This window comes from Bordetella sp. 2513F2, assembly GCF_054642735.1.
Map to the genome: position 1 here is coordinate 2,354,485 of NZ_CM137755.1, position 25,849 is coordinate 2,380,333.

The 25,849-nt window shown below is 67.3% G+C and carries 30 protein-coding genes; 9 read left to right on the forward strand and 21 right to left on the reverse strand.

Annotated elements, in window-relative coordinates:
- Nucleotides 1-28 precede the first annotated feature (28 nt).
- Complete coding sequence (locus tag ACYBYQ_RS11105) at nucleotides 29-280, forward strand: hypothetical protein (protein ID WP_459614252.1); 252 nt, start codon at nucleotides 29-31, stop codon at nucleotides 278-280.
- Here the strand turns inward: ACYBYQ_RS11105 and ACYBYQ_RS11110 are convergent.
- From ACYBYQ_RS11110 to ACYBYQ_RS11130, 5 genes are all read right to left on the reverse strand, one after another.
- Entirely contained in the window at nucleotides 206-949 is a 744-nt protein-coding gene (locus ACYBYQ_RS11110) for a vWA domain-containing protein (protein WP_459614253.1), read from the reverse strand. The two genes, ACYBYQ_RS11105 and ACYBYQ_RS11110, sit on opposite strands and share 75 nt — an antisense overlap.
- 114 nt (nucleotides 950-1,063) lie before the next feature.
- Nucleotides 1,064-2,773: a tannase/feruloyl esterase family alpha/beta hydrolase gene (locus ACYBYQ_RS11115; protein ID WP_459614254.1), complete on the reverse strand. Its 1,710-nt coding sequence runs from the start codon at nucleotides 2,771-2,773 to the stop codon at nucleotides 1,064-1,066.
- A 156-nt stretch (nucleotides 2,774-2,929) separates the two neighbouring features.
- Entirely contained in the window at nucleotides 2,930-3,268 is a 339-nt protein-coding gene (locus ACYBYQ_RS11120) for a putative signal transducing protein (RefSeq protein ID WP_459614255.1), read from the reverse strand.
- A 142-nt stretch (nucleotides 3,269-3,410) separates the two neighbouring features.
- Nucleotides 3,411-4,022, reverse strand: coding sequence for an NADPH-dependent F420 reductase (locus ACYBYQ_RS11125; protein ID WP_459614256.1), 612 nt, complete (start codon nucleotides 4,020-4,022; stop codon nucleotides 3,411-3,413).
- A gap of 110 nt (nucleotides 4,023-4,132) precedes the next feature.
- Entirely contained in the window at nucleotides 4,133-4,897 is a 765-nt protein-coding gene (locus ACYBYQ_RS11130) for a 3-oxoacyl-ACP reductase family protein (RefSeq protein WP_459614257.1), read from the reverse strand.
- Between the two features lie 116 nt (nucleotides 4,898-5,013).
- Here ACYBYQ_RS11130 and ACYBYQ_RS11135 point away from each other — a divergent pair, with 116 nt between their 5' ends.
- Nucleotides 5,014-5,943 carry a LysR family transcriptional regulator gene (locus ACYBYQ_RS11135; RefSeq protein ID WP_459614258.1) on the forward strand — a complete coding sequence of 310 codons (930 nt, stop codon included), beginning with the start codon at nucleotides 5,014-5,016 and terminating at the stop codon, nucleotides 5,941-5,943.
- A gap of 115 nt (nucleotides 5,944-6,058) precedes the next feature.
- Here the strand turns inward: ACYBYQ_RS11135 and ACYBYQ_RS11140 are convergent, their stop codons facing one another.
- Entirely contained in the window at nucleotides 6,059-6,529 is a 471-nt protein-coding gene (locus ACYBYQ_RS11140; protein ID WP_459614259.1) for a MarR family winged helix-turn-helix transcriptional regulator, read from the reverse strand.
- Between the two features lie 142 nt (nucleotides 6,530-6,671).
- Here ACYBYQ_RS11140 and ACYBYQ_RS11145 point away from each other — a divergent pair, with 142 nt between their 5' ends.
- Entirely contained in the window at nucleotides 6,672-7,451 is a 780-nt protein-coding gene (locus ACYBYQ_RS11145; RefSeq protein ID WP_459614260.1) for an alpha/beta fold hydrolase, read from the forward strand.
- A 97-nt stretch (nucleotides 7,452-7,548) separates the two neighbouring features.
- Here the strand turns inward: ACYBYQ_RS11145 and ACYBYQ_RS11150 are convergent, their stop codons facing one another.
- Both ACYBYQ_RS11150 and ACYBYQ_RS11155 read right to left on the reverse strand, forming a co-directional pair.
- Nucleotides 7,549-8,328 carry an SDR family oxidoreductase gene (locus ACYBYQ_RS11150; protein WP_459614261.1) on the reverse strand — a complete coding sequence of 260 codons (780 nt, stop codon included), beginning with the start codon at nucleotides 8,326-8,328 and terminating at the stop codon, nucleotides 7,549-7,551.
- Entirely contained in the window at nucleotides 8,328-8,654 is a 327-nt protein-coding gene (locus ACYBYQ_RS11155; protein ID WP_459614262.1) for a nuclear transport factor 2 family protein, read from the reverse strand. The genes ACYBYQ_RS11150 and ACYBYQ_RS11155 overlap by 1 nt, the downstream gene beginning before the upstream one ends.
- Before the next feature lie 87 nt (nucleotides 8,655-8,741).
- Here ACYBYQ_RS11155 and ACYBYQ_RS11160 point away from each other — a divergent pair, with 87 nt between their 5' ends.
- On the forward strand, nucleotides 8,742-9,065 hold the full coding sequence (locus ACYBYQ_RS11160) for a winged helix-turn-helix transcriptional regulator (RefSeq protein WP_459614263.1): 324 nt from the start codon (nucleotides 8,742-8,744) through the stop codon (nucleotides 9,063-9,065).
- A 70-nt stretch (nucleotides 9,066-9,135) separates the two neighbouring features.
- Here the strand turns inward: ACYBYQ_RS11160 and ACYBYQ_RS11165 are convergent, their stop codons facing one another.
- Nucleotides 9,136-9,786, reverse strand: a complete 651-nt coding sequence (locus ACYBYQ_RS11165) for a hydrolase (RefSeq protein WP_459614264.1) — start codon at nucleotides 9,784-9,786, stop codon at nucleotides 9,136-9,138.
- Between the two features lie 272 nt (nucleotides 9,787-10,058).
- Between ACYBYQ_RS11165 and ACYBYQ_RS11170 the strand changes: the two genes are divergently transcribed.
- Nucleotides 10,059-10,955: a LysR family transcriptional regulator gene (locus ACYBYQ_RS11170; protein ID WP_459614265.1), complete on the forward strand. Its 897-nt coding sequence runs from the start codon at nucleotides 10,059-10,061 to the stop codon at nucleotides 10,953-10,955.
- Nucleotides 10,956-11,189: 234 nt separating this feature from the next.
- Here ACYBYQ_RS11170 and ACYBYQ_RS11175 read toward each other — a convergent pair whose 3' ends face one another.
- Nucleotides 11,190-11,900, reverse strand: a complete 711-nt coding sequence (locus ACYBYQ_RS11175; protein ID WP_459614266.1) for an HXXEE domain-containing protein — start codon at nucleotides 11,898-11,900, stop codon at nucleotides 11,190-11,192.
- Between the two features lie 177 nt (nucleotides 11,901-12,077).
- Between ACYBYQ_RS11175 and ACYBYQ_RS11180 the strand changes: the two genes are divergently transcribed.
- Together ACYBYQ_RS11180 and ACYBYQ_RS11185 are read left to right on the forward strand one after the other, a co-directional pair.
- Nucleotides 12,078-12,569 carry a MarR family winged helix-turn-helix transcriptional regulator gene (locus ACYBYQ_RS11180; protein WP_459614267.1) on the forward strand — a complete coding sequence of 164 codons (492 nt, stop codon included), beginning with the start codon at nucleotides 12,078-12,080 and terminating at the stop codon, nucleotides 12,567-12,569.
- The gene (locus tag ACYBYQ_RS11185; protein ID WP_459614268.1) at nucleotides 12,566-13,381 is read left to right on the forward strand and encodes an NAD-dependent epimerase/dehydratase family protein; all 816 of its coding nucleotides are present in this window, start codon (nucleotides 12,566-12,568) and stop codon (nucleotides 13,379-13,381) included. The genes ACYBYQ_RS11180 and ACYBYQ_RS11185 overlap by 4 nt, the downstream gene beginning before the upstream one ends.
- Nucleotides 13,382-13,384: 3 nt before the next feature.
- Here ACYBYQ_RS11185 and ACYBYQ_RS11190 read toward each other — a convergent pair whose 3' ends face one another.
- The 6 genes from ACYBYQ_RS11190 to guaB all read right to left on the reverse strand — a co-directional run bounded on the left by ACYBYQ_RS11190 (nucleotide 13,385) and on the right by guaB (nucleotide 18,596).
- Nucleotides 13,385-13,876: a GNAT family N-acetyltransferase gene (locus tag ACYBYQ_RS11190; RefSeq protein WP_459614269.1), complete on the reverse strand. Its 492-nt coding sequence runs from the start codon at nucleotides 13,874-13,876 to the stop codon at nucleotides 13,385-13,387.
- Between the two features lie 67 nt (nucleotides 13,877-13,943).
- Nucleotides 13,944-14,765: an IS3 family transposase gene (locus tag ACYBYQ_RS11195; RefSeq protein WP_126624674.1), complete on the reverse strand. Its 822-nt coding sequence runs from the start codon at nucleotides 14,763-14,765 to the stop codon at nucleotides 13,944-13,946.
- A complete protein-coding gene (locus ACYBYQ_RS11200) occupies nucleotides 14,762-15,076 on the reverse strand; it encodes a DUF1153 domain-containing protein (RefSeq protein ID WP_126624673.1) in 315 nt (104 codons plus the stop codon). Before ACYBYQ_RS11200 ends, ACYBYQ_RS11195 begins: the two co-directional genes overlap by 4 nt.
- 41 nt (nucleotides 15,077-15,117) lie before the next feature.
- A complete protein-coding gene (locus ACYBYQ_RS11205; protein ID WP_459614270.1) occupies nucleotides 15,118-15,393 on the reverse strand; it encodes a type II toxin-antitoxin system TacA family antitoxin in 276 nt (91 codons plus the stop codon).
- A 53-nt stretch (nucleotides 15,394-15,446) separates the two neighbouring features.
- Nucleotides 15,447-17,042 (reverse strand): glutamine-hydrolyzing GMP synthase, encoded by a 1,596-nt coding sequence (guaA, locus tag ACYBYQ_RS11210; protein WP_459614271.1) that lies wholly within the window; start codon nucleotides 17,040-17,042, stop codon nucleotides 15,447-15,449.
- A 93-nt stretch (nucleotides 17,043-17,135) separates the two neighbouring features.
- Nucleotides 17,136-18,596, reverse strand: coding sequence for an IMP dehydrogenase (gene guaB / locus ACYBYQ_RS11215; RefSeq protein ID WP_459614272.1), 1,461 nt, complete (start codon nucleotides 18,594-18,596; stop codon nucleotides 17,136-17,138).
- 200 nt (nucleotides 18,597-18,796) lie between these two features.
- Between guaB and ACYBYQ_RS11220 the strand changes: the two genes are divergently transcribed.
- On the forward strand, nucleotides 18,797-19,408 hold the full coding sequence (locus ACYBYQ_RS11220) for a DUF2239 family protein (protein ID WP_459614273.1): 612 nt from the start codon (nucleotides 18,797-18,799) through the stop codon (nucleotides 19,406-19,408).
- 69 nt (nucleotides 19,409-19,477) lie between these two features.
- Entirely contained in the window at nucleotides 19,478-20,326 is an 849-nt protein-coding gene (locus ACYBYQ_RS11225) for a class I SAM-dependent methyltransferase (protein WP_459614274.1), read from the forward strand.
- A 12-nt stretch (nucleotides 20,327-20,338) separates the two neighbouring features.
- Here the strand turns inward: ACYBYQ_RS11225 and ACYBYQ_RS11230 are convergent, their stop codons facing one another.
- The 5 genes from ACYBYQ_RS11230 to ACYBYQ_RS11250 form a co-directional block, all read right to left on the reverse strand.
- Nucleotides 20,339-20,896, reverse strand: a complete 558-nt coding sequence (locus ACYBYQ_RS11230; RefSeq protein ID WP_459614275.1) for a DUF1415 domain-containing protein — start codon at nucleotides 20,894-20,896, stop codon at nucleotides 20,339-20,341.
- The gene (locus ACYBYQ_RS11235; RefSeq protein WP_459614276.1) at nucleotides 20,893-22,362 is read right to left on the reverse strand and encodes a M20 family metallopeptidase; all 1,470 of its coding nucleotides are present in this window, start codon (nucleotides 22,360-22,362) and stop codon (nucleotides 20,893-20,895) included. The genes ACYBYQ_RS11230 and ACYBYQ_RS11235 overlap by 4 nt, the downstream gene beginning before the upstream one ends.
- 76 nt (nucleotides 22,363-22,438) lie before the next feature.
- Nucleotides 22,439-23,425 carry a Bug family tripartite tricarboxylate transporter substrate binding protein gene (locus ACYBYQ_RS11240; protein ID WP_459614277.1) on the reverse strand — a complete coding sequence of 329 codons (987 nt, stop codon included), beginning with the start codon at nucleotides 23,423-23,425 and terminating at the stop codon, nucleotides 22,439-22,441.
- 117 nt (nucleotides 23,426-23,542) lie between these two features.
- A complete protein-coding gene (locus ACYBYQ_RS11245; protein ID WP_459614278.1) occupies nucleotides 23,543-24,766 on the reverse strand; it encodes a CaiB/BaiF CoA transferase family protein in 1,224 nt (407 codons plus the stop codon).
- 53 nt (nucleotides 24,767-24,819) lie between these two features.
- Nucleotides 24,820-25,776 carry a hydroxymethylglutaryl-CoA lyase gene (locus ACYBYQ_RS11250; RefSeq protein WP_459614279.1) on the reverse strand — a complete coding sequence of 319 codons (957 nt, stop codon included), beginning with the start codon at nucleotides 25,774-25,776 and terminating at the stop codon, nucleotides 24,820-24,822.
- Between the last annotated feature and the right edge of the window lie 73 nt (nucleotides 25,777-25,849).

A 25,849-nucleotide genomic window follows, 5' to 3' on the forward strand; every position in this document is an offset into this window, starting at 1 on the left:
GCAGCGCACCATTTCCAAGGAGATTGCCATGCGTGCCGAAGACATCTTGCCCGACCGCCAGGACCACGCTGAACTCAAGGGCGTGATCGTACGCAAAGGCACCGTCGGCGCCTTCCTGGCCAATGCCCGGATCTGGTGCGAGCCCGGCGTCGACGCCGCACGGCGCCAGGCCGCCGAGCGTGACATCCTGGATGCCTTGCCCGCGCTACGGGCGCTGGGCTTGTTCGACGTGCTGTCGATACGGAATCCCGCCTTGCGGCGGCTGGTCGACGCGCACTGACGCAACCGGCACTCTTTCATCACTGATGATGTCGCTGATGCAAAGACGGGCCTGGCTTACGGCCTGCGCCGTATCTACCGCATTGGAACTCGCCGCGTTGCTCGCCCTGAGCTCGTTGCCGGCCCGCCGGTTGGCTTCCCGTACCGCGGCCATCGTTTCGTCGAAGGCCTGCCCGGTATGCACGTCGACAAAGGCGCCGCCGCCGGCTGATGCGACGGATTGCAAGGCGGCGGCCTCCTTCGAGGGCAGGCCGAAACCGACGATGTTCACGATGGCGCGGGTGGCCCCCTGGTGCGCCTGTCGCGCCGCCGTTACGGGATCGCCGCCACAGGTCTCCTCGCCATCGGACACCACATAAATCACCTGCTCGCCAACGGCGGACGAATCCTGCAGCATCGTCCGCGCCTGCTCGAAGGCCGCCGCCAGCGGCGTCCAGCCGACCGCCTGGATCCGGCCCAATGCTGCGGCCAGCGCGGCCTTGTCGGTGGTCGCCGGCACCAGGGTATCGACAGCGGAGCAGGATTGCCTCTTGCCGGCAGCCGTGTTGTCCCCCTGCTGGCCAAAGACGATCAGCCCGGTCTCGACGTCGGGCGGCAGCGAATCGATGAAGTTCCGGGCGGCCTGGCGGGCGAGGTCCAGCTTGCTGCGGCCGTCGAGCCGACCCGCCATCGAGCCGGACCCAGCGACCAGTATGAGGGCGCGCCGCGGTAGCGTAGCGCCAGGGGCCTGCTGCCTGTGCAGCGGGGGCAGCCCACCGGCCCCCTCCTGCGCCGGCAGCCCGCCCTACTGCGCGCAGTCGAACGACGCAGCCAGGTCCGGATCGCCGGAGCCCTTGTACCTGGGCCACTGCGGGTAATCGCACAGCGGCCGCGTGCGCCCCGGCACGCCCGCAGTGTCCGCGACCACCTGGCTTACGGGACGCGTGCCCTGCTCCACCCACTGCTCCAGCGCCGTCAGCGAGTCCCAGGCGGCATTGAAGGTCGTGCTCGCGGCATGGCCATAGCCCGGCACCTCGTAGTACCGCGCGAAGGACGCAACCTGCCCGGCGCCCATCCGGCTCTGCAGGCGCTGGTAGTACTCCGCCGTGGCCCGCGTGCTGACCAGCACGTCCGACAGGCCATGCGCCAGCAGCAGCTTGCCGCCGCGCGCCGCGAAGGCCGAGATGTCGGTCGAGGTGTCCAGCTTGCGGCTGAGCTCGCTGATGCGCTGGCCCCATGGCCCGGGGTTTTCCGGGTCCAGCTGCAGGGAGTCGAAGCCCGGATCGCGGGTCACCGAATACTTGATCCACTGATCGACCAGCACGCTGATATACGGCGCCGTGCGCGGCATCGGCATGGCGGGTTGCGTAGTTCCCAGCGCCAGCGACGTCACCACCGGCTGCAGCGGCGACGGGTTGCTGGTGATGCCCAGGTCCGCGCCCCACACGTTGTAGCCCGGGTAGTGCGTCTCGCCGCTGGCCAGCGAAAAGTTGAAGACCGTATCGGTATTCATGGTTTGCAATGCCTGGATCTGCGCATCGGAAAGGCAGGTATCTCCCGTGTCCGCGCCACCCGGGCAACGCAGCGGCGCACCGCCCACCGTGGCGGTCATCGGGTCGAACCGTGCATTGCACAGGCGCTGGCCGCTGATGAGCCCGTCCTCCACGCCATCGAGCGCATCGCAGGCCTCGATGGCCGCCTGGTACACCAGCTTGCGTTCCGGCGTGCCCGGGTAGGCGCCCGGCCGGGACAACGCGCGGCTCGCCCGGTGCCCGCCCAGCAGGGCGGCGGCATCGTTCCACGCCGGATACCAGGCGATCGCGCCGTCCCAGTCGGCCGGCCAGCGCTGGATCGCCGCCAGCGCCTCGCGTCCGCCCGTCGAGCCGCCGGCGAAATACGTGCGCCGGGGACCTGCCGCATAGTGCGCCTTGATGATCTGCATTGCCACGTCGCGCGTCTTCTTCAGGGCATCGCCGCCGAAGTTGTCCACCGCCTCGTCATTCAATCCCCAGGACCCGTCCTGCGAGCCGTACGCATTGGCCTGGTGTCCGGCGTCGCTGGCGAAGGTGGCATAGCCGCGGCCGATGGGCGTGGGCTGGTCGACCGGACCGGCCGGCACGTTGCCGCGGACATTCGGGATCGACCCGTTGAACCCCCCGCCGCCGAACATCATCGCCTTCCCGTTCCAGTCCACCGGCAGCGCCACGTTGAACCGGATGGCCGGAGCCCCCGGATCGACCGGCGCAATGCTGCCCGCCACCAGGCAATGCGCCGGCGTCATGGCCGCACCGCTGCCCGCGGCCGCGACGGGCGTCGCGCTCGACACGGTGGCGCCGGAAGTCGGCAAACCGATGGCCGCCGCGGGAATGCCGAACCCGGCCAGCGCCTCGCAACCCAGCGCCGCCACGCCGTCGTCGTCCGGACCGTCATCGCCGCCGCACGCGGCCACCACCGCCACCACCGTGATCGCACATCCCCACTGCAAGGACCTTCCAATGGCGCAAGACCGTCTCATTGCCGTCTCCTCTTGTCGTCGTGTGGATTCCGGGCAGCGGATCTCGGCACCGCCCGGGAGACAGTCTCGACGCAATTGCTGCCGCGAGCTATGTGCGAACCCGACATCTGGAACGGCTGACAGATGTGCACAACGCTGATCGGTGGTCAACGCCGATTACGGCAGGTCGGAGGCAGGCCCGCCGGGCGGGCGCGCCGCGCCACACTGCCAGCAGCTCGAGAATTGCGGTTCCAGCCATTCGCCGCAGGCATCGCAGTGCCAATGCGGCAGGTTGCGCGTCGCGCCGCCGCCATGCCCCTCGATGAGCCGCATGGCGGCGTCGCGATCGCCCTCGTTCTCGATCCACAGGTCGGGGCCGCACTGGTCGACCGGGATTTCCCCCGCCGCCCCCTGCAGGTAGCGGCCGCTCATGTGGCAGCCTATGCCCGCCTGCTGCAGCAGGTTGGCCCAATGCTGGCCGAGCAACAGATCTGGGGCGCGGATCAATCGGATCATGGGCATCGCCGCACGAAAGGTGACCCGCCCATCATAGTGCAGCCCACGCGCCGTCTTGCAGGCGAACCTGTCGACTGGCCGTGACCGCCTTCAATCGCGCAGCGGTTCCTTCACGGTCTCCCATGACCGCGGCGTTCCGGACTCAGCCGAACCGCACAAATTCCATCGCCGGCAGTGGCCCACCCGGGAACTGCGCCAGGCGGCCGCCCGCGGCCAGGGTGCCCAGGTCTATGCCGGCGAAGCCCAGCCGACCGATCAGTGCGCCGACTTCAGCCTTGGCATGCGCATCGTCGCCGGCAAAGAACAGCACGCGCTGGCCACCGCGCTCCGCCGGATCGGCGGCGAGCAGTTCCGGGCGCAGATGATTGAACGCTTTGACCACCCGCGCGCCCGGCACCAGTTCGGCGAACACGTCGCTCGATGCCCGGCCATGCAGCGCGACCGGCTCGAACAGCGGCGCTTCGATCGGATTGTTGGCGTCTATGACGATGCGCCCGCCGAAGGCCGGCAGCCCGGCCAGGGCGCCTGGCAGCTTCGACCAGGTCACGGCGACCAGCACGATAGGCTGTGCCGCGGCGTCTTCGCGGGTGCCGGCACGGATGCTGGGGCCGATGGATTGCGCCAGCGCTTGCAGGCTATCCGGCCCGCGGCTGTTCGACAGGACAGCCGGGATGTCCCGGCGTGCCAGGGCACGGGCAAAGGCGGCGCCGATATTGCCTGCGCCGATGATGCCGATGGAAGGAGACTTGCTCATGATGGATTCTCTCGGAGAAAGATGAGGATGCGGGCGATGGCCGGCGCCCTCGCATCCGGAGCGCCTCGAACCAGATCCACAAACCGACGGCTGGCCCGCCCCGGAAACGCTCAAGACGTAAAGCCGCCGTCGACCAGGATGTCGGCGCCGGTGACGAACGAGGCCTGGGGCCCGGCCAGGAACGCCACGACGTCGGCAATTTCGCCCGGCCTGCCATAGCGGCCGACCGCCATGTGCGGAATCAGCGCCTTGGCCAGTTCTCCATCGGCCGGGTTCATGTCGGTATCCGTCGGGCCCGGGTGCACGGTGTTGACCGTGATGCCGCGCGGCCCCAGGTCGCGTGCCAGGCTGCGGTTGAAGCGGGCGACCGCTCCCTTGGTCAAGGTGTACAGCGACGCGCCGGGAAACGAGGCGTACTTCGTCATCGAGCTGCCGATGTGGATGATGCGACCGCCGTCCTGCATATGGCGCACGGCCTCCTGCGTGGCGACAAAGACCCCTGTGACATTGACGGCGATCATCGCCTGGTAGTCCTCCAGCCTGATCTGCTCGATCGGGCCGCCCAACGCGATCCCCGCGTTGTTCACCAGGATGTCCAGGCCGCCGAAGACGGCCACCGTCTCGGCCACGGCCGCGCGCACGGCTTCGGGCTCGCCCGAGTCTGCCAGGATGCCCAGCGCGCGGCCGCCTGCCGACTCGATGGCGGCGGCGGTTTCCCGGGCCTGCACCGTTGAACCGGCGTAGGTGAAGGCGACCCGGGCGCCATCGGCTGCCAGACGCCTGGCAATGGCTGCGCCGATCGAGCGGGAGCCGCCGGTCACGAGAGCCGTCTTGCCGGCCAGGGGAAGGGATGGGAAAGAGATTGCGTTGCTCATGGTTCACTCCGTTTGCTTGCCGAACGATTCGGTGGAGTGACTTTCGCTCTTTCAGTGCTTATTGATTAGTAGGAAAACACTTGGACGGTCTTCAATCATCACTTTAAAATCGCGGGATGGAGACCCTGGCGAACCTCGAGTCGTTCGTGCGCAGTGCAGAAAGCGGCAGCTTCTCGGCGGCAGCGCGGCGCCTCGCCCTCACGCCGGCTGCGGTGAGCCGCAACGTGGCCATGCTGGAGCGCAACCTGGGGGTGCGGCTGTTCCAGCGCTCCACCCGCAAGCTGACCTTGACCGAGGCTGGCGAGGCATTCCTGGGCGCAATCGCCGGAAACCTGGCTTCTCTGCAGAACGCCATAACGGCGGTGTCGGCGGAAGACGGCCAGCCGGCAGGCGTGCTCAAAGTCAGTCTGGCGCCCACCTTCGGAATGAGCCACGTGCTGCCGCTCCTGCCCGAGTTCCTGCAGCGCTACCCCCGCATCCGGCCCGAGTGGCACTTCGAGAACCGGGCGGTAGACCTGATCGCGGAAGGCTACGACGCCGCCATCGGTGGCGGCTTCGAACTCGCGCCGGGCGTGGTCGCCCGGACGCTGGCGCCAGCCCATATCATCGCCGTCGCGTCGCCTGCATACCTCGCCGGACGCGCGCCACCGGCAGATCCCTCTGGCCTGCTGGAACTGGATGGGATCGTCATGCGTTCCCTCACGTCGGGCCGTATCCGCACCTGGAACATGCGCAACGCGCAAGGCGAGGAAATTGCCGCATCGATGCGCGAGGCCGTGGTGGTCAACGACCCAGCCGCCTTGAGGGAGTCGGCAAGACTGGGCCTGGGCGTTGCCATGCTTGCAGTGCCTGATGCGCTGCCGTGGCTGGAATCGGGAGAGCTCGTGCGTATCCTGCCGCGTTGGTGGGCGGATGCAGGCGCGATCTCGCTTTACTACGCCGGCCGCGATCTGCTCCCGGGCAAGACGCGCGCCTTCATCGACTTCGTGATCGAAGTATTCAGGCGTGAAGACTATGCGCGGCGCTTTGCGGGCAGCCTGGGATAGCAAGGCGTCGTGACGCCGGCGGTCGCGCGTTATCGGCGGGTCTCGCCGGTACGTCCACGCCCTGCCGAACTTCCCTGCGCAGCCATGCCCAAGCGCGCCGCACGGGCTTGTTCAGCTAGGCTGGCGCCTTCCAGTTGTGCAGATGCCCGTAGATCGCATCGCGCAGCTGCCGGATCTGCCGGTTCAACTCGGCCAGGTCTGCCGGCGACTGCCCCGACGCCTCGAGCAGCGCCTGGCCCAGGCATCCCGCCTTGTCCCGCAGCAGGCGGCCTTGCCCGGTCAGCGCGACGATCACCTGGCGCTCATTGTCCGGGCTGCGCGTACGTCGGACGAAGCCCGCGGATTCGAGCCGCTTGAGCAGGGGTGTCAGCGTGCTGGACTCCAGGGCCAGCTTTTCCGCAATCCCGCCTACCGTCTGCCCGTCCTCTCCCCACAGGACGTTCAGCACCAGGTACTGGGGATATGTCAGCCCCAGCTGGTCCAGCAGCGGCTTGTACACACGCTGGATCGCCATGCCCGATGAATAGACGGCATAGCAAAGCTGGTCATCCAGGGATGGCGGGCCACCTGCCTTTTTCTGTGTCATCGCGTAACTCCGGTCGTCTCTCCACGATAGCACACCGCCAAAATATATATCGCAATAACTTTTATCGTTGACATCCAACCAGACGCCGACTACGATTTACTTATCGCGATAACTGTTATCGCGAATAAATCGGAGATCGACCATGAAACTGCAGACCCTCCTGGCCGCGATGGCCGCCACCGCCGGCTTTGCGTCGGTTGCCGCCGCCCACGCCGCCGACCGCATTCCCGGGACGCAGTCGGTCCGTAACGTGGTGCTGGTGCACGGCGCCTTCGCCGACGGCTCCGGCTGGCGCGGCGTGTACGACGAACTCACCGGCCGGGGATACCGCGTCACCATCGTCCAGAACCCGCTGACCTCGCTGGCCGACGACGTCGCCGCCACCGAGCGGGTGCTCGATCGCCAGGCAGGTCCGGCGATCCTGGTCGGGCATTCCTACGGCGGAACGGTGATCACCGAAGCCGGTGTCGACCCGAAGGTCGCCGGTCTGGTCTACGTTTCCGCGCTGGCGCCGGATGTGGGCGAATCCACCGGCTCCCAGTTCAAGGACATCCCCGCCCCGCCGGAATTCGTGATCGAAACGCAGGAAGACGGGTTCGGCTTCGTGAACCTGAAAAAATTCAAGGTCGGATTCGCCGGTGACACGACCGATGCCGATGCCGCGTTCCTGCGCGATTCCCAGGTGCCGATCAACATGTCGATCTTCTCCGCCAACGTCAGCCATGCGGCCTGGAAGACCAAGCCGAGCTGGGCCATCGTGGCCACGGAGGACAAGGCGATCGATCCCAAGCTGCTGCGCCACACGGCCAAGCGGATCGGCGCGGAAGTCACGGAGGTGAAGGCCAGCCACGTGCCGTTCCTCACCCAGCCCAAGGCCGTGGCCGACGTCATCGACCGTGCCGCGCGCAGCGCGTCGCGATGATCCCGGGCGGCGGCCGCACAGGCCGCCGACGTCCGCTTGGCGGGCGGGTGCGCGCAACGCGCATCCGCCCGTTCATCACGGAAAAACTCCGGGCCCGCTACGCCGTCGGGATCGTCCCGCCGTCGACCACATACTCCGTGCCCGTGATGGCCGCGGCACGAGGGGAAGCCAGGAAGGCAATGAGATTGGCCACCTCGGCAGGCCTGGCGGGCCGGCCCAGCGGGATGCCGCCCAGCGCATCCATGATGATCTTCTTGCCGCCTTCGTAATCGGTGCCCGCGTCCAGGGCAAGCCGCTCGGCCAGCGCAACGGCGGCTTCCGTCTCGATCCAGCCCGGCGCCACGCGCACCACCCGCACGCCCTTGGGCGCCAATTCCTTCGACAGGCTCTTGCTATACGTGGAAAGCGCCGCCTTGGCCGCGGCATATGCCGTCGTCGCTTCCGGCAGCGGAAGCGACCGCTGGATCGAGGTCACGTGGATGACCACGCCCTCGCCTTGCGCGATCATTGCGGGCAGCAAGGCCCGATCCAGGCGCACCGCCGGGAATAAATTGAGCGAGAACTCCCGCTGCCACTCGTCCTCGTCCAGCGCGGCGAAACCGCCGCCGGGCGCGGACGATCCTCCCAGCACATGAACGATCACGTCCACGCCGCCCAGCTCCGACATGACGGCCCGCACCACGTCATCGCACCCTGCCGTCGTCGCCAGGTCGGCTGCGATGAACAATGCGCCGGACGCTTCCTGCGGCCGGTGCCGCGCAGTGGCAAGCACCGTGGCGCCGAGTTCGCCGAACAGCTCGACCACCGCTTTGCCCAATCCCTTGGTGCCCGCCGTGACCAGCACGCGCTTCCCTTTCAACGCCAGGTCCATGGTCATCAGCGGATCTCCAGCGACTGGATCCGGTCGCCCGCCAGCAGAAACACGTGCTCGAGCTCGACGGGGCTGCCCGGAAAATTGCCGGCGACCCGCGTCGTGACGACGACGTGGCCGTCGCGCCGCGAGACGCCCAGCGGCTCGACGTGGAACTCGAACGCCTTCTGCACTCCGGCCTGCCAGGCCAGGATGGCATCGTGGCCACGATGGGCGCGGCCTTCGTCCCGGACAGTGGCATCCGGCGCAAAGCACTCCGCAACGCGAGCGGCGTCCTTCCGGCTGCCGGCCTCGAAATAGGCCGAGATGGGGTGAGGTAGGGAAACGGGCATGCATCCTCGCTGGGTTGGTAGGTGCGATAATTTTCCTCATGCAACGCCCGGCCGACAAGAACGCACGAAAAAGTAAGCAACTGACCAATGAGAAAGCAATACACCCCTGAAACTGCGGCGGCCGACGCGGAAAACGTATTGCGCCTGCTCGAAGGCCGCTGGAAGCTGCTCATCCTGTTCCACCTGTTCGACGGCAAGGTGCAACGCTACTCGGACCTCGAGAAGCTGATCCCCGGCATCTCGCAGAAGATGCTGGCGCAACAGCTGCGCCAGCTGGAAAGCGACGGCATCGTCTCCCGCAAGGTCTATCCCGAAGTTCCGCCCAAGGTCGAATACCGGCTCACGCAATGGGGACAGGCGCTGTGCCCCGCCCTGGACGCAATGTTGCTGTGGGCCGAGCAAAAGGCCTGAGCAGGCCTGGTGCCCAAGCCCCGGAAAGCCGCACGCAGCGGCCTTCCGGCGACATGCCCTGCCCAGCGCCTCAAGCGGCGGCCGGCACCGGCGTGTTGAGCAGCTGCTGCTCCCACAGGTAGGCGATGCCGCTGCCGGCGGCATGCTGCAGCAGCACCTCGGTCACCGCGCCCGCCGTCTCGGTCCGGGCCCAGTCGCGCTGCCATTCGGCCGCCACCGCCAACCACGTCATCATGTTCGCGCCCGCGCCGATCATGCGCTGGATGGCCACCTGGTGGGCCTCGACCGACACACCGCCCGACGCGTCGGTCACCACCGTCACGTCCCAGCCTTCGCCCAGAGCCTGGATCACCGGCATCGCGACGCATATTTCGGTCCACAGGCCGGCGATGATCAGTTGCTTGCGGCCGGTCGCCTCCACCGCCTCCACCACCTTCCGGTCTTCCCAGGTATTGATGAGCGTCCGGTCGATCACCTCCTGGCCGGGAAACACCTCCGTGATCTGCGGGAAGATGAGACCGCCACGCTCGGCGATCACGCTGGTCAGGATGGTGGGAACGCCGAAGGCCTTCGCGGCCTTTGCCAAGGCGGTCGCGTTGTTCACGACCATCTGCGGGTCGTGGCTGTTGAGGTTGGTGAGCTGGAAAGGCTGGTGGTCGATCAGAACGAGCACCGAGTCTTCGGGGCGAAGAAGCGAAGCAAGGCCATTACGAAAGGTCATGATGTGGATCCTCTGCTGCGTGCGTGAACGGGGTTGGCTTCCGGGCTAGCTGCGCCAATGCGACGTCGCCCGGACGCAGCATTGTGTGGTTCCCTTGCCCGAGGCGGTAGTCGCGTGGGGCGATGAGCTGTGTCGCGTATCGCGGAACGCCGGATGGGTTCAGAGGCTTCCGGCCCGCCTCTTGCCCAGGCATGGAAATACCGTGCTGTTCCCCGCTGCGATACAGCGGTACCATTCGGCGGCGAGCTACGTCGCGAACGGGGAACGCCGAATTGGACATCGAAGCGCTGCAGACCTTCGTGGAAGTGGCTGATGCAGGGGGCGTGTCGCCCGCAGCGGTCCGCCTCGGCGTGTCCAAGTCGATCGTCAGCCGCCGGCTCGCCCGGCTGGAAGCGGAACTTGGCGTGCAGCTGCTTGCAAGATCCACCCGCGGCGCGGCGCTTACCGAAGCCGGGGCCGCATTCCGGGACTACGCAGCGCGTGCCTGCGCCGAGCTCGACCTGGCAAGGGAAGCCATCCTGCCCGCCGGCGAACTTCGCGGCCGCCTGCGGGTCGCCGCGCCGCTGTCTTTCGGGCCGACGCACTTCGCCCCCATGCTCGCGGAGATGGCCCGGCGCCACCCCCTGCTCCATATCCAGACCTGCTACAGCGACCGCTTCGTCGATCTGATCGCGGAGGGCTACGACTGCGCAATACGCATCGGCTACCTGCCGGACTCCAACCTGGTCGCACGACGCATCGGCCCGATCCACGGGAAGCTCGTCGCCAGCCCGGCCTATATCGAGGCGCACGGCTCACCCCAGGCGCCGGATGAGCTCGCCGCCCACCAGGCCCTCATGCAGGGCACCGAAGCCTGGCAATTCCTGGATGGCGACAAGACCGTCACGGTGCGCCCGCAGGGGCGCTACAAGGCCGACAACGGCATCGCCCTGGTTGCCGCGGCAACGGCAGGGCTGGGGATCGCCTACCTGCCCGACTGCCTTACCCATGAACACCTGGCCTCGGGCGCGCTGGTGCCCATCATGACGCGCTACCCCCCGCCGCCGGCAGGCGCCTATGTCGTCCGCCCGCCGGGCCAGCACCCGGCGCGGAAGATACGCGTCCTCACCGAACTGCTGATCGAGTACTTCGCGCGGTCCCCCGAGTCTGCGGGGGCTGTGGCAGCGTGATGGGTTCCGGCGCGTCGTTTGATGGCTGATGCGCCGTTGCTGCACCTTGCTGCGATGGCCGCCGCTGGAATCGCCGGCCGGCACGGCGCGGGAGACCGGGGTCTACCCCGCCGGCAGCATGATGGATAGCTGGAATCCAGCTAAAAGCAGAGTAGCTGATACTCAGCTATGCATTAATCAGCCGAAAAACAACGATGCGCGCCTTCGCCAAGACTACGCACGCCGATCACGGCATCAGCCCCCCGGGCGGATCAGGACGCCCCCGCGCCAGCGTTCGGCCAACCACGGCACGGCAATGAGAAGCCCGGCATTTACCACCTGGATGACAATCGCGGGAGTCGGCGTGCTCATCAAGCCTTGCATGAGCGGGACCAGCGAGCCCGCCAGGATGAGGTGCAGCGCGATCCCCCACCCCATCAGGAACACCCATGCGCCATAGCGCAAGCCGCCCTTGCCGAAGAGGGCGTGAACCGTCCATGCCGTCAGCGGCACGAACAGCAAAAGCGCTGTCAACCAGCCAGGATTGTAGATAGACCCGGCGACGATGCCGCCGATGACGTGCGCTACAACGTTCACCGACATCACGCCGTAGATTGCGAGGCCGACCAGGGGGTGACGCCGGCTCAGCAAGGCCGCGATCGGCGCGGCGATCCAGAACATCGGCACATTGACCGCAGTGAAGAATGCCGGCGGAGCCGGGCAATCCGCGGCGTGCTCGAAGCCGAACAGCTGGCACACCGACGTTGGAAACGCGTACGTCTGGCCGGACAGGTCGATCCCATATTCCTCGACGTTATGAATGAGGTAGGCCGCCACGCCTGCCCATGACAGCCAGGTCAGGTCCCGCCATCGAGAGACAGCTTTATCGCTGCGAAGAACGCCGGACCCGAATAGGAGCAGGAGCAGCAGGGTTGCGCCTGCCAGCCCTAGCCAGGGGAAAGACATGTTCAACGGCAATTCCCCTTAGAACCGGTTGCCAGAAGTGGAATCTTCTCATGGAGGGCACCCCGTCCAGTTTCCTCCAGCGGCTTGCTCCATTGCCGGCTTCCTATTCGGGCAGCTTCGCGGCAAGCAGCCCCAGGCCACGATGCGCCAAGGGCACGCCATTGCCACGGCGGTAGCATGCTTGACAACTTGTTTGATAGCTATCAATATCGTTTGATGGCTAACAAAATAATCGATTCTCGCTCGGTGGCACATTGGGCAAAGCGGTGCTACCTCGCCGGGCGCGCGATGATGGACGACGCGCTACGACCCCACGGCATAGGCGCGACACAGTGGTACATCCTGCACCAACTGGCTCGCGTGGGCCCCACCATGCAGCGCGACCTCGTCGGATCCCTGCAAATCGAACGCGCGACGGTCAGCATCGTTGTGGCAAACCTCGTGCGCAAGGGCTTGGTCCAGCAGACCGCGGACGCGGTCGATCAGCGCCAGAAAATGCTGCGTCTGACGGCGGCAGGCGCAGCGCTGTGGAACAAGCTGCCAGACCTCACCTTCATCCGGGACCTCGCCTTCGGCGGCTTCTCCGATGCCGACATCGAAGCCACGGTACGGGTGCTGAAAACCGCAACCGAGCGGCTCCAACAACGATCGAAAGGAGACCAAGCATGACGATTCTCGTAACCGGAGCCACCGGGCTGGTCGGCGCGCGCCTGTTGCCGCGCCTCGTCGAAAAAGGCGTGCAGTGCCGGGCCTTGGTCCGCCCCGGAAAGCACGGCCCGGCAGGCGCGGCGGCCGTGGAAGGCGACCTGCTCGACGCCGCATCGCTGGCCGAGGCGGTCGCCGGTGTCTCGGCGATCATTCATCTGGCAGCGGTATTTCGCACCCAGGACACCGACCTCATCTGGAAAAGCAACCTGGAGGGCACACGCAGCCTGATCGCTGCGGCCCAGGCACATGCTCCAGAGGCTCGCTTCATCATGGCCAGCACCTCGAACGTCTATGGCAGGAACTCGGCGCGTCCAGGGCGCGAGAGCGACAGCGTCGAACCGGAACAGGCGTATCCCGCCAGCAAGGTCGCGGCCGAAAAACTGCTTCGCGAGAGCGGGCTCAATTGGTCGATCATGCGGTTCCCGTTCGTCTATGGCGATGGCGATGGCCACCTGGAGATGCTGCCCAAGCTGCTCCATCTGTTCGACTTCCATCCCGCCAATCGGATGAGCACGGTGCACCATCGCGACATCGCCACGGCCATGGAGATGGCGCTGGCAGGCGCGTTCGACGGCCGCATCGTCAACATATCCGACGATGCGCCCACCACGATATACGAGCTGGTTGAACTCGTCGGCGGCACTATGGCGCCGTCATCCGAAGCGATGTCGTACCCCTGGCACCAACATATCGACGCCTCGCTTGCCCGCAGCCTCGGTTTTCAGCCGACGGTGCGGTCGGTCTATCAAGCCGTGCACGAGGGCATCATGTAGGCGTCAGGAACTCGAGATCGGCAGATACAGCGTCAGCGCCGCACTGGCCGTACACCGGAAGCCATAGCCTTCATAGAACGCCGCCGCCCGCGCGTCCTTGGCATCCACGATCAGCACACGCACGCCCATCGTCTGCCGCACGGACAAAGCCGGGTTGGCTGCATGGCCCACCAGCAATTGCCCATGGCCCCTGCCCTGCTCGGCGCTTGGGACGGCCAGTCGCCCCATGCGGATGGCGGGCACGGGATACGCCGGCAGCCGCCTGCGATCATCCTCGCGCAGCTCCTGCAAGTGCAGTTGTGCAGCCGACAGCGAGCAATAGCCGAGAACCCGGGCCGGTTCGGCATCGTCGATCAGGACATGGGTGGTGGCGAGGCCATCACGCTGGTGTTGTCCGGCGCGGCGACGTAAATAGTCGTCCAGCGCTGTCACGCCGCAGGCAAAGCCCTCGCGGTCGTGCCGACGTGCGTCCAGGACGGTGAAGACCAGCGCCACGCCTTAGCGCTGCGTCAGTCGGGAAGCCGACTCCATTGCTGTATTGACCCAGCAGAACCTGCTCAGGTTAAGCGGCTAATGCAAATGCCTCAGCCGGCGTCTTCATTCCAAGCGCCTGGTGCGGGCGCCGGTCGTTGTAAAAGCGTATCCAGTCTCCGATCACGCGGCTGGCGTGTTGGATCGTCTCGAAGCGGTGCCGATGCACGCACTGTTCCTTGAGCGTGCGGATCACCCGTTCGATCATGCCGTTCTGCTGCGGGCAGTGCGGCGTGATGAACTCCTGGCGCAAGCCGTAGCTACGCACCAGGGCGGTGTAGCTGCGCGAGGTAAAAACCAAGCCGTTGTCCGAGCGCAGCAGAAACGGCATCGGTACTCGCCCCAGCGTCCCGAAGCGAGCGATCAGAGCGTGTTCCAGAGCAGCACCCGCCGTGCAGGCCCTACCGCTTCGCGACAGATGCCAGCCAAGCAACTCACGTGTGTGGCAGTCGATCACCAGCGCCAGCGTTGCCCAGCCGTCCCGTCCGGCCCACACGCGACACAGGTCCGTAGACCAGCGTTCATTGGGCATCGTCGCTACCGAAGGCAGAGCCTGGATGCGAGGCCTGAACCCGATCGGCCGCTTGCGAACCTGCCAGCCCATCAACTGGAACACGCGCTGCACGGTGTTCTTGTTGAACCCCAGCAGGTGCGCCACCGTCCGGTACCCAAACGACGGCGATTCCTCGATCATCGCCTTGATCGGCACGGCGAACTTGGGATCGACCTTGGGTGCGGACTTCACCGGCTTGTAGTACACCGTACGGCGCGGCACACCGAACCAGCGGCACAACTTGGCGATCGAGACGGTGATACCGTCGGCTTGCAGTCCCTGGCGGATCGTCTCGATCACTTCTCGTCCTCGCCCAGCAGGGACTGCAATTTTTTTCTGGCGCGCAGCTCCAGCATCGCCTCGCCATAGGCCTCTTGCAGGTCCTTGAGCTGGCGTTCGTACTGTTCGCGCACGTCCTGCGGATTCGCGCGCAGGGCGTTCTCCATGCCCCGCTTGCCGTCATCGATCCACTGTTCGACCTCCGACGGTGATAGGTCGTACTGACGGCTTGCCTCAGCCACGGTGGTCTTGCCCTGAATGATGTCCAGCACCAGCGCACTCTTGCGCTTGGCCGTCCAGCGTTTGATGTCTTCTTCCATCTTCGTGCTCAACGTCGTTTCCTCGATTATGACGTGAGCAGGATTTCACTGGGTCAATACATTGCCTTCTTCAGGCGGGCGTTGGGGCGGAAAGGCGCGTCCGGCGCGTCCAGGAAGCGGCGCGACTCGGCTTCCGACAGGGTGACGACCGTATCAGCCGCAATAGTGGCGTCCGCCTCGCGCAGCACGGCATCACGCACGAAGGACGATACCGGCATGCCCCGCAAAGCGGCCGCCTTGGCAATACGATCCTTGTCACGCAATTCGAGGCGCAGGTCGAGACGAGCGGTAGCGGTGGCATGGGTAGGCTTCTGTTTGTACGGAACCATACCGTACAGACACAGCCGTAGGAGTGCATCCGCCCACCACCAGATACCGACTCTCACTCCCACTCAATCGTCGCAGGCGGCTTGCTGCTCACGTCATACACCACGCGGTTGATCCCGCGCACTTCATTGATGATCCGGCCCGACACGCGCTTGAGCAGCGCGTACGGCAGTTCCGCCCAGTCCGCGGTCATGAAGTCGAAGGTCTGCACCGCGCGCAGCGCGACCACGTATTCGTACGTCCGGCCGTCCCCCATCACGCCCACCGACTTCACCGGCAGGAACACGGCGAAGGCCTGGGAGGTCATGTCATACCAGCTCTTGCCGCTGTTCTCGTCCAGGGTGCTGCGCAGTTCTTCGATGAAGATGGCGTCGGCGCGGCGCAGGAGTTCGGCGTACTCGAGCTTGACCTCGCCCAGGATGCGCACGCCCAGGCCGGGGCCGGGGAACGGATGGCGGTAGACCATCTCGGGCGGCAGGCCGAGGTTGACGCCGAGCTCGCGGACTTCGTCCTTGAAGAGCTCGCGCAGGGGCTCGAGCAGCTTGAAGTTCAGGTCTTCGGGCAGGCCGCCCACGTTGTGGTGGGACTTGATCGAGGTGGCCTTGCCGGTCTTGCCGCCTGCCGATTCGATGACGTCGGGGTAGATGGTGCCCTGGGCCAGCCACTTGGCGCTCTTGAGCTTGGCCTGCTCGGCGCGGAAGACTTCGACGAATTCGCGGCCGATGATCTTGCGCTTGGCTTCGGGGTCGGACACGCCGGCGAGCTTGCTCATGAACTGCTGGGTGGCGTCGACGTGGATGACCTTGACCCCCATGTTCCGGGCGAAGGTGTCCATCACCTGCTTGCCCTCGTCCAGGCGCAGCAGGCCGTGGTCGACGAAGACGCAGGTGAGCTGGTCGCCGATGGCCTTGTGGATCAAGGCGGCAGCCACCGAGGAATCCACGCCGCCGGACAGGCCGAGGATGACTTCGTCGCTGCCGACCTGCTCGCGGATGCGGGCGACGGCTTCGGAGACGTAGTCGGGCATGTTCCAGTCGCCGTCGCAGCCGCAGATGTCGCGCACGAAGCGCGTGAGCATGGCCTTGCCCTGCACGGTGTGGGTGACTTCGGGGTGGAACTGCACGGCGTAGAAGCCGCGGGCTTCGTCGGCCATGCCGGCGATGGGGCACGAGGGCGTGGAGGCCATGAGCTTGAAGCCCGGCGGCAGCTCGGTGACCTTGTCGCCGTGGCTCATCCACACCTTCAGCATGCCGTGGCCTTCGGGCGTGGTGAAGTCGGCCAGGCCGTCGAGCAGCCGGGTGTGGCCGTGGGCGCGCACTTCGGCGTAGCCGAATTCGCGGTGGTCGGAGTAGCTGACCTTGCCGCCCAGCTGGTGCGCCATGGACTGCATGCCGTAGCAGATGCCCAGCACCGGCACGCCCAGGTCGAACACGGCGGCCGGCACGCGCAGCGAATCCTCGGCGTAGGCCGATGCATGGCTGCCCGACAGGATCACGCCCTTGAGGCCCTGCTCTCCTTGGGCGCGCACGAAGGCGTCGTCGACGTCGCCCGGATGGATTTCAGAGTAGACGCCGGCCTCGCGCACGCGGCGGGCGATGAGCTGGGTGACTTGCGAACCGTAGTCGAGGATGAGGATGCGCTGGTGGTGCATGATGACTCTGCCAGTGGGAAATAAAAGCGCACCGGCCAGAACACGGTGGGTTCTGCCGGTGCGCGTTGCATTGCACGGAAGGGCTGACCGGGGTCAGTCGGCGCGGTAGTTCGGGGCTTCCTTGGTGATCTGCACGTCGTGCACGTGGGATTCGCGGAAGCCCGCGGAGGTGATCTCCACGAATCGGGTCTTGGTGCGCATGTCGTCGATGCTGGCGCAGCCGCAGTAGCCCATGGAGGCCCGGATGCCGCCGACCAGCTGGTAGATGATGGCGAGCACGCTGCCCTTGTAGGGCACGCGGCCCTCGATGCCCTCGGGCACGAGCTTGTCGGCGTTGTTGGCGGGATCCTGGAAATAGCGGTCGGCCGAGCCGTCGGACATGGCGCCCAGGCTGCCCATGCCGCGGTACGACTTGTACGAGCGGCCCTGGAACAGCACGACTTCGCCCGGCGCCTCTTCGGTGCCCGCGAACATGCCGCCCATCATGCAGGCGAAGGCGCCGGCCGACAGGGCCTTGGCGATGTCGCCCGAGTAGCGGATGCCGCCGTCGGCGATCAGGGGCACGCCGGTTCCCTCGAGGGCCTGGGCCACGTCGGAGATGGCGGTGATCTGCGGCACGCCGACGCCGGCCACCACGCGGGTGGTGCAGATGGAGCCGGGCCCGATGCCGACCTTGACGCCGTCGGCGCCGTGTTCGACCAGCGCCAGGGCGGCCTCCGCGGTGGCGATGTTGCCGCCGATGACGTCGACCTTGGGGAAGTTTTCCTTGACCCAGCGCACGCGCTCGAGCACGCCCCGGGAGTGGCCGTGCGCGGTGTCGACCACGATGACGTCGACGCCGGCGGCAACCAGCTTCTGCACGCGCTCTTCGGTGCCCTCGCCCACGCCCACCGCCGCGCCCACGCGCAGCTGGCCCAGCGCGTCTTTGTTGGCGGCGGGATGCTCGGTGGTCTTGACGATGTCTTTCACGGTGGCGAGGCCACGCAGCTCGAAGGCGTCGTTGACGATCAGCACGCGCTCGAGCCGGTGCTTGTGCATCAGGGTCTGGGCCTCGTCGAGGGTGGCGCCCTCTTTCATGGTGACCAGGCGCTCCTGCGGCGTCATGATGTTGCGCAGGGGCTGGTCGAGGCGGTCTTCGAAGCGCAGGTCGCGGTTGGTGACGATGCCCACGAGCTTCTTGCCCTCGACCACCGGCAGGCCGGAGAAGCCATGCTGGCGCTGCAGCGCGATGGCATCGCGCACTTTCATGTCGGGGGTGACCGTGACCGGATCGATCACGATGCCGAATTCATGCCGCTTGACGCGGGCCACTTCCTTGGCCTGCTGGTCGGCGCTGAGATTCTTGTGGATGATGCCGATCCCGCCTTCCTGCGCCATGGCGATGGCCAGGCGCGATTCGGTGACCGTGTCCATGGCGGCGGACACGAGGGGGATATTGAGGGTGATGTTGCGGGTAAGGCGGGTGACCAGGGAGGTGTCGCGCGGCAACACCTCGGAGTAGGCGGGCACCAACAACACGTCGTCGAAGGTGAGCGCTTTTTGGACGAGACGCATGGGGAACTCCGGGCGCAAAGCAAGATTATACGCTGTCACAGCTATGTCTAGGTGTTCACCCTAGTGCCGCCGTAGGCTTGGCTTGCTGACCACTGCTTACACATTTATACCCGGGTGTTATTGACCGGATTTATTACCCGGAAAATAATGAGGCGTGGATTTGATCCGAGGGGACTCCATCCCCCGAAGGAGACCAGACCATGCAAACCAACGACGCGCAACTCATTCCGCATTGCACCGCCTTCAACGGGCACCGCCGCATCGCACAGGGATCGCCCGCCGAGGTGGCGTTCGTGGTGCGCCGGGTGCTGGCCACCGATCCGGCCGCCGCGGTGCTGGTGTACGACGATCTCACCGGGCAACTGGTGGAACTGGATCTGCGGGGCGGGGACGCCAATCCGCCCGCTCCGGCGCCCACTGCTGCCCCCGCCCCGTCGCCGGGTGGCGCGGAGGCCGCGGCAGAGGCGGCCCGGGTCGCCCGGGGCCGGGGCCGGCCGCGGCTGGGCGTGGTGGCGCGCGAGGTGACGCTGTTGCCGCGCCACTGGGAATGGCTGGCCGGCCAGCCCGGCGGCGCGTCGGTGGCGCTGCGCCGGCTGGTGGAGGAAGCCAGCCGCCAGCATGCCGAACGCGACCGCCTGCGCCAGCGGCAGGAAGCGGCCTACCGCTATATGTCTTCGATGGCGGGGGATTTCCCCGGCTTCGAGGAAGCCACGCGGGCGCTGTTTGCCGGCGACGCGCCCCGCCTGCAGGAATGGATTGCGCAGTGGCCGCCCGACGTGCGCGAGTACACCCTGAAGCTGCTCGAAGGCTGAGTCCGCGCGCCGCGCTACACTGGCGGCTGCGGCGCGCAAGGCGCCGCGCCTTTCCGCAAGCCCGCCACGATGTCCCGCACCCCCGAAATCCGCCCCGGCCAATCCGTCGAACTGCTGAAGGAACTGCACATCCTCACGCGCGACGGCAAGATGAACCAGGACAGCCGCCGCAAGCTCAAGCAGGTCTACCATCTGTACCAGTTCATCGAGCCGCTGCTGCAGGACGTGAAGGCGGCGCGCGGCGCGGTCACGCTGGTGGACCACGGCGCGGGCAAGTCGTACCTGGGATTCATCCTGTACGACCTGTTCTTCAAGGCGCTGCGCGACGGGTCGCACATCTACGGCATCGAGACGCGCGAGGCGCTGGTCACCCGCTCACGCGAGCTGGCAGCACGCCTGGGGTTCCCGGGCATGTCGTTCCTCAACCTGTCGGTGGCCGAGTCTATCGATTCGCCCGCCCTGCCGGAACGGGTCGACGTGGTGACCGCCCTGCATGCCTGCGACACCGCGACCGACGACGCCATACGCTTCGCCCTGCACAAGCAGGCGCGGCACATCGTGGTGGTGCCCTGCTGCCAGGCCGAGGTGGCCGCCGCGCTGCGCCGGCACAAGGCGCAGGCACTGTCCGACCCCATGGCCGAGCTATGGCGCCATCCCCTGCATACCCGCGAATTCGGCAGCCAGGTCACCAACGTGCTGCGCTGCCTGCAGCTGGAGGCGCACGGCTACCAGGTGAGCGTGACCGAGCTGGTGGGCTGGGAGCACTCGATGAAGAACGAGCTCATCGTCGCCCAATACAACAAAGACCGCCCGCGGCGCGCGCCGGCCGAGCGGCTGAAGCAGATACTCGAACGCATCGGCCTGCCGCAGCTGCGCGAGCGCTTCTTCGTGCCGGAAGCGGTCGCCAGCCGCGCCTAGGGCCAGCTGACGCTAGCGGCCTTCCATCAGCCTGCGCCAGCCCTCCGGTCCGAGGGCGCGCAGCGTCTCCATGTTCTTCTCGTAGATGGCCTCGGGCTCGGGGAACACCTCGACCGCGCGATCGATGCTGTCTTCGCGCAGCAGGTGCAGGATGGGATACGGCGAGCGGTTGGTGTAGTTCTCGATGTCGTCCGGATCCGTGTCGGCAAACTGGAACTGCGGGTGGAAGGTGGCCACCTGCAGCGTGCCCACCAGCCGCATGCGCTTGAGCAGCCGGTCGGACAGGTCGCCGAAATCGTTGAAGTCGTAGAAATCGTCGAACGCGTCGGGCAGGATCAGCAGCGTGGTGTCCACCTCGGCCGGATCGGCCTCGGCCAGGTGCAGCAGGGCCTCCTCGAGATCCTGCAGCACGCCCTCCTCGTCGGTGGCGTCGCTCACGGCGTAGCGCACCTGCCCCTTGACCTGCACGGCCTTGGCGAACGGGCACAGGTTCAGGCCGATCACGGCCCGGTCCACCCACTGGCGCGTCTCGGCCACCACCGTGGCATAGCGGGGATCGTCGGTGATCATGCGGGCATCGCGGCCATGGTCTGCGCCACGGCGGCCGTGAGCTTCTTGCCGTAGGGCACGTGCAGGAACTCATTGGGACCATGCGCGTTGGAACGCGGGCCCAGCACGCCGCACACCATGAACTGCGCCTTGGGAAAGCCCTGCTGCAGCATGCTCATGAGCGGGATGGTGCCGCCCTGCCCGATGTAGCCGCAGGGCGCGCCGTAGTACTGCTGTGAGGCCTGGTTGAGCGCGGCGCTGAGCCACTGCGCCGATGCCGGTGCGTTCCAGCCGGTGGCCGCCCCCTGGTTGGCATGGAAGATGACCTTGGCGTTGTAGGGCGCGTTGTCTTCGAGCAGGTGCTTGATCTCCTGCGCGGCGGCAACGGCGTCGACCAGCGGCGGCAGGCGCAGCGACAGCTTGAAGGCCGTACGCGGGCGCAGCACGTTGCCCGCGCTGCCCAGCGGCGGCAGCCCTTCGGCGCCCGTGACCGACAGCGTGGGCCGCCAGGTGCGGTTCAGCAGCGCCTCCTCGGGCTCGGTGGCCATGGGCAGCACGAAGCCGCCGTCGGCCCCGCAGCTCCAGGGAAAGCGGCGCCAGACCTCGTCGCCCAGGATGCGCGCCGTGGCCTTCACCTGCTCGACGCGCTCGGCCGGGATCTCGCAATGCAGGCTCTGCGGCAGCAGCCGGCCCGTGCTGCTGTCCTCGAGCCGGTCGAGCAGGTGGCGCAGGATGCGGAAGGACGACGGCACCACGCCGCTGGAGTCGCCCGAGTGCACTCCCTCGTCGAGCACCTGCACTTCCAGCGTGCCGGACACCATGCCGCGCAGCGAGGTCGTCATCCAGAGCTGGTCGTAGTTGCCCGCGCCGGAGTCCAGGCAGATGACCAGCGCCACGTTGCCCAGGCGCTCGCGCAGCGCGTCGACGTACGGCAGCAGGTCGTAGCTGCCGGATTCCTCGCAGGTCTCGACGATGCCCACGCAGCGCGGGCGCGGCACGCCCTGTTTGTCGAGCGCCAGGATGGCGGTGAGCGAGGCATAGATGGCGTAGCCGTCGTCGGCGCCGCCGCGGCCATAGAGCTTGCCGTCCTCGTACTTGGGGGTCCAGGGGCCGAGGTCGCGGCGCCAGCCGGAGAATTCCGGCTGCTTGTCGAGGTGGCCGTAGAGCAGCACGGTATCGTCGTTGTCGGGGCGGGTGGCCGGCGCATCGAAGAAGATCACCGGCGTGCGGCCCGGCAGGCGCACCACTTCGAGCGTGAGGCCGTGCACCTTCTGGGCCTCGACCCACTGCGCCGCGTCGCGCACTACCCGCTCGATGTAGGCATTCTTTTCCCAGTCGGGGTCGAATGCCGGACTCTTGGCGGGAATGGCGATGTAGGTGGTAAGCGCGGGAATGATCTCGTCGTCCCACTTCTCGTTCACGAAGGCCTGCAGGGCCTGGGGATCGAGCGTGGGCGGGAGGGCGTCGTCGGGGATGCGGGCGTTCATGGGATCCTCGCCTGGAAGATGGGCTGCCCCGATTTTATGCCTGCCGCGCCAGGCGCGCGAATCCCCGGCGCCTGGCTCAGGCCGGCTGCAGGCCCGCCGCCTGGGCGGCGCGCGCGTACTTGTCGCGCTCGCTGCGGAAATAGGCGGTGGTCTGATCCGGCGGCATGAGCACGATCTCGTTGCCCTGCGTATCCATGGCCTTGCGCACCTCATCCGTCCTGAAGGCCTGGCTGAACGCCGCATGGGCCTTCTGCACCTGTCCCGCGGGCAATCGCGCCGGGCCCACCACGGCCACCCAGCCCGTCACGTCGTAGTCCCGCAGTCCCTGTTCGCGCAGCGTGGGAACCTGGGGCAGCACGGCGATGCGCTCGGCGCCGCAGCAGCCGACGAGGTTCAGCCCCCCGTCCCGCACCTGGGCGAGGATGGAAGGCAGCGACAGCACGCCCAGGTCCACCTGTCCGCCGAGCAGGTCCGTGAGCATGGGACCCGCGCCCTTGTAGGGAATGTGCCGCGCTTCCAGGCCGGCCTGCTGCAGGAACATGGCGGCAGCCAGATGCAGGATGGTGCCGTTGCCCGAGGAGGCGTAGTTGTATTCGCCGGGCCTGGCCCGCAGCGCCGCCGCCAGCTCCTCCAGGCTCTGCACCGGCAGGCGCCGGGGATTGGTGACCAGCAGGAAGGGGGTACGGCCGACCATGCTGATCGGCGTGATGTCGCCCAGCGGATCGAACGGCAGGGACTTGTACACGCTGGGGAAGATCACGTGGTTGTTCGACACCATGCCGAGGGTGTAGCCGTCCGGGTCCGAGCGGACCAGCGCCGACGTGCCCACCACGCCGCCGGCGCCCGGCTGGTTCTCCACAACCACCGTATGGCCCAGCGACTTCGACAGCGCCGGCGCGGCCGAACGGAGGATGGTGTCCACGCCCGACCCCACGCTCACGGGAAGGATGAAGCGGACGGGCCTGTCTGCGGCTGCACGGCGCGGCAACACGGCCGCCGCCGCACAGGCGCCCGCGGCGCCCAGCATGTCCTGGCGGGTCCAGCCCTTGCGGATTGCATTCATGGTCTTGTCTCCTCGATTTATTTATTTGTGCAACCGTGCGCCCCGCATGCCGGGGCGCCGTTCAGTCTTCCGCGGCCAGCTCCCGGGCTGGCGGCCGCCGGCGGATACGGCCACGCATCACGCGGCCGCTCCCTGTTGACGCAGGGCGGCGATCTGCGCATCGTCGTAGCCCAGCCCGCGCAGCAGCACGTCGGTGTGCTGGCCCAGCGTGGGCGGATGGCTGCGCACGGCGAGGCGCCGTCCGTCCATGAGCAACGGGAACAGCGCCACGCCGGCCGTCTGCCCTGCCCGCTCGCCGTCAGGCAGGCGGACGTCGGCCAGTCCGCCCGTGGCGCGCAGGTGCGGATCGTCGTACAGCGCTTCCGGCTTGGTGATGGGTGCATACGGCAGGCCGTGCCGCTCGAAGATCTCCGCCAGCTCGGCGGCGCGGTAGCCGGCCAGGCGCTGGCGCAGGTCGGGCAGCAGCGTCGGCCTGCGCCGCACCCTGTCGTTGTTGGTCGCCAGATCCGGGGCCTGTTTCAGGTCGTCGAAGCCGAAGGCATCGCAGAACACCTTCCACTGGGCATCGCTCACGGCCGCCAGGAAGATCTGCTCACCGTCGCGCACGGTGAAGACGTCGTACAGCGCCCAGGCGGAGATGCGCTCGGGCATGGGCGCAGCCGGCTCGCCGGTAATGGCGTACTGCATCATGTGCTGGCCCACGAGAAAGACATTGTTCTCGAAGAGCGCCGACTGCACTTCCTGGCCACGGCCCGTGATGCCGCGCTGGATCAGCGCGCCGAGCGCCCCGATGGCGCCGAACATGCCGCCCATGATGTCGTTGACGCTGGTGCCCGCGCGCAACGGATCGCCGGGCCTGCCCGTCATGTAGGCCAGCCCGCCCATCATCTGCACCACCTCGTCCAGCGCCGTGCGGTGCTCGTAAGGCCCAGGCAGGAAACCCTTGTGGCTCACGTAGATCACCCGCGGATTGCGCTGGCTGAGCGAGGCGTAGTCCAGCCCATATTTGGCCATGGTGCCTGGCTTGAAGTTCTCCGCCACGACGTCGGCGGAATCCGCCAAGCGCCTTGCGGCCTCTGCGCCCTCGGCGCTGCGCAGGTCGAGCTGGATGCTTTTCTTGTTGCGGTTGAACATCGGAAAGAAGCCCGCGCCCGCTCCCAGCAGGAAGCGCGTGCGGTCGCCGCCCACCGGCTCGACCTTGATGACTTCGGCGCCCAGGTCGGCCAACACCATGCCGCAGGTGGGGCCCATGACCATGTGCGTGAACTCGACCACGCGCACGCCTTCCAGGGGAAGGCGGCGCCCGGCGGTGTCGGGAGAATCAGCGGGTGTCGATGACATAGGCGAGGCTCGGACTGTGCAGCAGGATGGAAGGAAAGCCGTGACGGGGCCCGTCAGGCGGCATGCGCCTGGCGCGGGGCATAGGTCTTGGGCAGGCCCGCGGCGGCCAGCGCGCCGTGCAGCGGATCTCCCTGCAGCCACTCGGCCACGCGCCGGCGCAGCTCGAGCAGCGCCGGCAGGTCTATGCCGGTGTGGTAGCCCATGCGCTCGAGCATGAAGGCCAGGTCTTCGCTGGACACGTTGCCGCTCGCGCCCGGCGCATGCGGGCAGCCGCCGATGCCGGCGAGGCTGGCGTCGAACCGCGTCACGCCGCAATCCAGCGCGGCTAGCGCGTTCGCCAGGCCCAGGCCGCGGGTGTCGTGGAAATGGGCGCAGGCCAGCCTTGCGCCGGCGATGCGGCGCGCCTGCCCGAAGAGGCTGCGCACCGCGGCAGGATCGGCATAGCCCACCGTATCGGCCAGACTCACGCTGTCGGCGCCGGCATCCAGCAAGGCCTGCATCAGGCGCAGCACCTCCTGCGGCGCCACATGCCCCTGCAGCGAACAGCCGAAGGCCGTGCCCACACCGCCCTCGATGTGCGTGCGCAGGCCAGCGGCGTCGCGCGCCGCGCGCATGCGCGCCACCTCCTGCACCACGTCGTCGGGCGTCTTGCGCAGGTTCGCCAGGCTGTGCTGGTGGCTGGCCGAGAGCGGCACCACCATCAGATCGGCACCCGCCTCCAGGGCGCGCTCGGCCCCCTTCAGGTTCGGCACCAGCACCGATACCCGCAGGCCGGGCAAGCGGCGGGCGTAGGCCACCAGTTCTGCCGTGTCTGCCAGCTGGGGCAGCAGGCGCGCCGGCACGAAGGAGCCGACCTCGATCTCGCGCATGCCGGCGGCGTGCGCGGCATCGATCCATGCCTGCTTCTGCCAGGTGGGCACGACGCGCTGCAGGCTTTGCAGGCCGTCGCGCAGGCCGACCTCGCGGATCACGGCGGGGGAAGCGGCGGCGGTGGAGGGGATGGGGTCCATGGCTTGGGGAAAGTAAGAAGGCTCATCGCAGTTTAGGTTTTCCGGGCAAGAAATAAAGTGGTATTTTGGAACC

Bases quoted from the DNA above. Each gene is read 5' to 3' on its own strand.
- ACYBYQ_RS11105 (WP_459614252.1), top strand. From the start codon at position 29: ATGCGTGCCGAAGACATCTTGCCCGACCGCCAGGACCACGCTGAACTC.
- ACYBYQ_RS11110 (WP_459614253.1), bottom strand. From the start codon at position 949: ATGGCGGGTCGGCTCGACGGCCGCAGCAAGCTGGACCTCGCCCGCCAG.
- ACYBYQ_RS11115 (WP_459614254.1), bottom strand. From the start codon at position 2,773: ATGAGACGGTCTTGCGCCATTGGAAGGTCCTTGCAGTGGGGATGTGCG.
- ACYBYQ_RS11120 (WP_459614255.1), bottom strand. From the start codon at position 3,268: ATGATCCGATTGATCCGCGCCCCAGATCTGTTGCTCGGCCAGCATTGG.
- ACYBYQ_RS11125 (WP_459614256.1), bottom strand. From the start codon at position 4,022: ATGAGCAAGTCTCCTTCCATCGGCATCATCGGCGCAGGCAATATCGGC.
- ACYBYQ_RS11130 (WP_459614257.1), bottom strand. From the start codon at position 4,897: ATGAGCAACGCAATCTCTTTCCCATCCCTTCCCCTGGCCGGCAAGACG.
- ACYBYQ_RS11135 (WP_459614258.1), top strand. From the start codon at position 5,014: ATGGAGACCCTGGCGAACCTCGAGTCGTTCGTGCGCAGTGCAGAAAGC.
- ACYBYQ_RS11140 (WP_459614259.1), bottom strand. From the start codon at position 6,529: ATGACACAGAAAAAGGCAGGTGGCCCGCCATCCCTGGATGACCAGCTT.
- ACYBYQ_RS11145 (WP_459614260.1), top strand. From the start codon at position 6,672: ATGAAACTGCAGACCCTCCTGGCCGCGATGGCCGCCACCGCCGGCTTT.
- ACYBYQ_RS11150 (WP_459614261.1), bottom strand. From the start codon at position 8,328: ATGACCATGGACCTGGCGTTGAAAGGGAAGCGCGTGCTGGTCACGGCG.
- ACYBYQ_RS11155 (WP_459614262.1), bottom strand. From the start codon at position 8,654: ATGCCCGTTTCCCTACCTCACCCCATCTCGGCCTATTTCGAGGCCGGC.
- ACYBYQ_RS11160 (WP_459614263.1), top strand. From the start codon at position 8,742: ATGAGAAAGCAATACACCCCTGAAACTGCGGCGGCCGACGCGGAAAAC.
- ACYBYQ_RS11165 (WP_459614264.1), bottom strand. From the start codon at position 9,786: ATGACCTTTCGTAATGGCCTTGCTTCGCTTCTTCGCCCCGAAGACTCG.
- ACYBYQ_RS11175 (WP_459614266.1), bottom strand. From the start codon at position 11,900: ATGTCTTTCCCCTGGCTAGGGCTGGCAGGCGCAACCCTGCTGCTCCTG.
- ACYBYQ_RS11180 (WP_459614267.1), top strand. From the start codon at position 12,078: ATGCTTGACAACTTGTTTGATAGCTATCAATATCGTTTGATGGCTAAC.
- ACYBYQ_RS11185 (WP_459614268.1), top strand. From the start codon at position 12,566: ATGACGATTCTCGTAACCGGAGCCACCGGGCTGGTCGGCGCGCGCCTG.
- ACYBYQ_RS11205 (WP_459614270.1), bottom strand. From the start codon at position 15,393: ATGGTTCCGTACAAACAGAAGCCTACCCATGCCACCGCTACCGCTCGT.
- guaA (WP_459614271.1), bottom strand. From the start codon at position 17,042: ATGCACCACCAGCGCATCCTCATCCTCGACTACGGTTCGCAAGTCACC.
- guaB (WP_459614272.1), bottom strand. From the start codon at position 18,596: ATGCGTCTCGTCCAAAAAGCGCTCACCTTCGACGACGTGTTGTTGGTG.
- ACYBYQ_RS11220 (WP_459614273.1), top strand. From the start codon at position 18,797: ATGCAAACCAACGACGCGCAACTCATTCCGCATTGCACCGCCTTCAAC.
- ACYBYQ_RS11225 (WP_459614274.1), top strand. From the start codon at position 19,478: ATGTCCCGCACCCCCGAAATCCGCCCCGGCCAATCCGTCGAACTGCTG.
- ACYBYQ_RS11230 (WP_459614275.1), bottom strand. From the start codon at position 20,896: ATGATCACCGACGATCCCCGCTATGCCACGGTGGTGGCCGAGACGCGC.
- ACYBYQ_RS11235 (WP_459614276.1), bottom strand. From the start codon at position 22,362: ATGAACGCCCGCATCCCCGACGACGCCCTCCCGCCCACGCTCGATCCC.
- ACYBYQ_RS11240 (WP_459614277.1), bottom strand. From the start codon at position 23,425: ATGAATGCAATCCGCAAGGGCTGGACCCGCCAGGACATGCTGGGCGCC.
- ACYBYQ_RS11245 (WP_459614278.1), bottom strand. From the start codon at position 24,766: ATGTCATCGACACCCGCTGATTCTCCCGACACCGCCGGGCGCCGCCTT.
- ACYBYQ_RS11250 (WP_459614279.1), bottom strand. From the start codon at position 25,776: ATGGACCCCATCCCCTCCACCGCCGCCGCTTCCCCCGCCGTGATCCGC.